3 protein-coding genes are annotated in these 2,445 nt (G+C 75.5%); 2 read left to right on the forward strand and 1 reads right to left on the reverse strand.

What is annotated here, in order from left to right; all coding sequences use genetic code 11:
* Nucleotides 1-53: 53 nt before the first annotated feature.
* Nucleotides 54-1,268 carry a sensor histidine kinase gene (locus ACIQOV_RS37420; RefSeq protein WP_401055246.1) on the forward strand — a complete coding sequence of 405 codons (1,215 nt, stop codon included), beginning with the start codon at nucleotides 54-56 and terminating at the stop codon, nucleotides 1,266-1,268.
* A gap of 90 nt (nucleotides 1,269-1,358) precedes the next feature.
* Nucleotides 1,359-1,760: a VOC family protein gene (locus ACIQOV_RS37425; protein ID WP_401055247.1), complete on the forward strand. Its 402-nt coding sequence runs from the start codon at nucleotides 1,359-1,361 to the stop codon at nucleotides 1,758-1,760.
* A 268-nt stretch (nucleotides 1,761-2,028) separates the two neighbouring features.
* Here ACIQOV_RS37425 and ACIQOV_RS37430 read toward each other — a convergent pair whose 3' ends face one another.
* Nucleotides 2,029-2,409, reverse strand: coding sequence for a winged helix-turn-helix transcriptional regulator (locus ACIQOV_RS37430; RefSeq protein WP_401055248.1), 381 nt, complete (start codon nucleotides 2,407-2,409; stop codon nucleotides 2,029-2,031).
* Nucleotides 2,410-2,445: the final 36 nt, after the last annotated feature.

Genomic DNA, 2,445 nt, shown 5'->3' on the forward strand with positions numbered 1-2,445 from the left:
GGCTACCGCCTCACCGACCCCTCCACCGACCCCGGCCAGGAAGGCACCCCGCGGTGAACCCCGACCCCGGCTCCGACTCCTCCGACCCCGGCCGCCGTACGGGCGGACGCCGCACCGGAAACCGCCCGCGCCGCCTGACCGCCCGGATGCGCCTGACCCTCAGCTACACCCTCTTCGCCGTCACCGCCGGCCTCCTCTCCCTCGCCGTGGTCTACGTCGGCATGCGCTACGTCCCCAACTACCCCCTCACCTCCTCCAACCCGCGCTACCGCTCCGACGCCCCCTCCCGCCAGGAGATCCTGGACTCGCTGCTCAGGGCCAGCGGCTACGCCCTGGCCCTGCTGACCGCCGTCGGCCTGATCGGCGGCTGGCTGATCGCCGGCCGGGTGCTGCGCCCGCTGCAGGACATCACCCGCGCCGCCCACCGCGCCGCGAGCGGGGCCCTGGAACACCGCATCGCCCTCACCGGGCCGCGCGACGAGTTCACCGACCTCTCCGACGCCTTCGACGAGATGCTGGCGCGCCTCCAGCGCTCCTTCGAGGCCCAGCAGCGCTTCGCCGCCAACGCCTCCCACGAACTGCGCACCCCGCTGGCGATCACCCGCACCATGCTCCAGGTCGCCGCCGCCGACCCGGCCGGCCAGGACTGGGGCCGCCTCGTCACCCGCCTCCAGGACACCAACCAGCGCGGCATCGAGATCAGCGAAGCCCTGCTCCAGCTCGCCGACCTCGGCCACGCCCCGCCCGACCTCGCCCCCACCGACCTCGCCGCCGCCACCGGCGAGGCGCTGGCCGCCGTCCGCGACGAGGCCGAGGCCTTCGGTGTCACCCTCACCGCCGACCTGCGCCCCGCCCCGACCACCGGCAACCCCGTCCTGCTGCGCCAGGCGGCCGTCAACCTGCTGCACAACGCGCTGCGGCACAACCTGCCGCCCGGCGCCGGCGGGCGGGTCACCGTCGCCACCGGGGCCGACCCCGAGCGGCCCGGCCGGGTGCACCTGACCGTCACCAACACCGGCCCGCGGCTGACGGAGGAGGCCGTGGCCACCTTCACCGAACCGTTCCTGCGCGGACGCGGGCGCACCGCCGGGACCGACCCGGCCCGCCGCGGCCACGGCCTGGGCCTGGCGATCGTCGCCGCCGTCACCGAGGCCCACCACGGCGAACTCCACCTCGCCCCCGACCCGGCCGGCGGCCTGCGGGCGACCCTCGCCCTGCCAGGCCCGGCAGCCGACCGGGAACGGCCCGACCCGCGCGCAGCCGGATGACCGGAAAAAATCCCTCCGTCCGTCCGTCACATCCCCGGGCCGGGATCCGTCGGTGAGGCGACAGCGACCGACAGCCGGAAGGACCGCACCGTGCTCACCAACCTCATGTACGTGACGCTCTACGTCACCGACCAGGACCGCGCCCTGACGTTCTACACGGAGCAGCTCGGCCTGGAGAAGCGCATCGACTTCCCCAACCCCGGCGGACGCTTCCTCACCGTCGGCGTCCCCGGCACCCCGGTCGAACTCCTCCTGTGGGCGCACCCCGCCGCCGCGGGCCGGCCGGACGGGCCGGACGGGACGCCCGGCCCGGTCATCCTCGAATCGGACGACCTGCGGGCCGACGTCCGGGTGTTCCGCGACCGCGGGGTGGTCTTCGACCTGCCGGAGCCGGAGGACTACGGATTCGGGGTCCGCATCGAGACGGCGGACCCGGACGGCAACCGGATCTCGCTGCGTCAGCGCCGCCGTCCGGACCAGGCCGACGGCTGACCCTCCGCGGCTCCGGCGCGGCGGGCGGCCCAGGAGTGCCGGGCGGACGGCGGCGAGCAGGTGGTCTTCCGGGACGGCTGGCGCCACTGGTGCCCGGCCGTCGACCGCGGGATGCGCGATCCGGGGGCCCGGCTCCTCACCGTCGTCCCCGACGACGAGGCAGGTCGTCGCGACCGGCCCCCGGGGCAGCTCGGTGAGCCGGGCGAGGGCCGCCGCCCCGACGGAAGCGCATGCGCGTTTCGCCCCGGGCCTTTCGGGCGGGCCGGGCTCAGGCGGGGCCGGGGAAGCGGTCGATGTTGTGCTCCACCCAGGTGCGCAGGTGAGCCAGCGGGACGCAGGCGTCCGCGCCCAGTGCGGTGAGGCTGTACTCGACCCGCGGGGGGACCTCGGCGTGGATCTCGCGGTCGACCAGGCCGTGCTCCTCCAGCCGGCGCAGGGTCTGGGTGAGCACCTTGGGGCTGACGCCCTGCAGGCGGGTGCGCAGCGCGCCGAAGCGTTGCGGGCCGTCCTCCAGGGCGCCCAGCGCGAGGGCGCTCCACTTGTTGGCCAGCAGGTCGAGCATGTCGCGGCAGGGGCAGGCCGCGGCGTAGACGGACCTGGGGTCGGTGCAGTCGGGGGCATGGCTCTTCGCCGTACGGGTCGTCGTCACCCGCCGATGGTACCCATCGGGTACTGCTTCGGTACC

It is taken from the genome of Kitasatospora sp. NPDC091257 (genome assembly GCF_044757675.1).
Classification (GTDB): domain Bacteria; phylum Actinomycetota; class Actinomycetes; order Streptomycetales; family Streptomycetaceae; genus Kitasatospora; species Kitasatospora lactacystinica.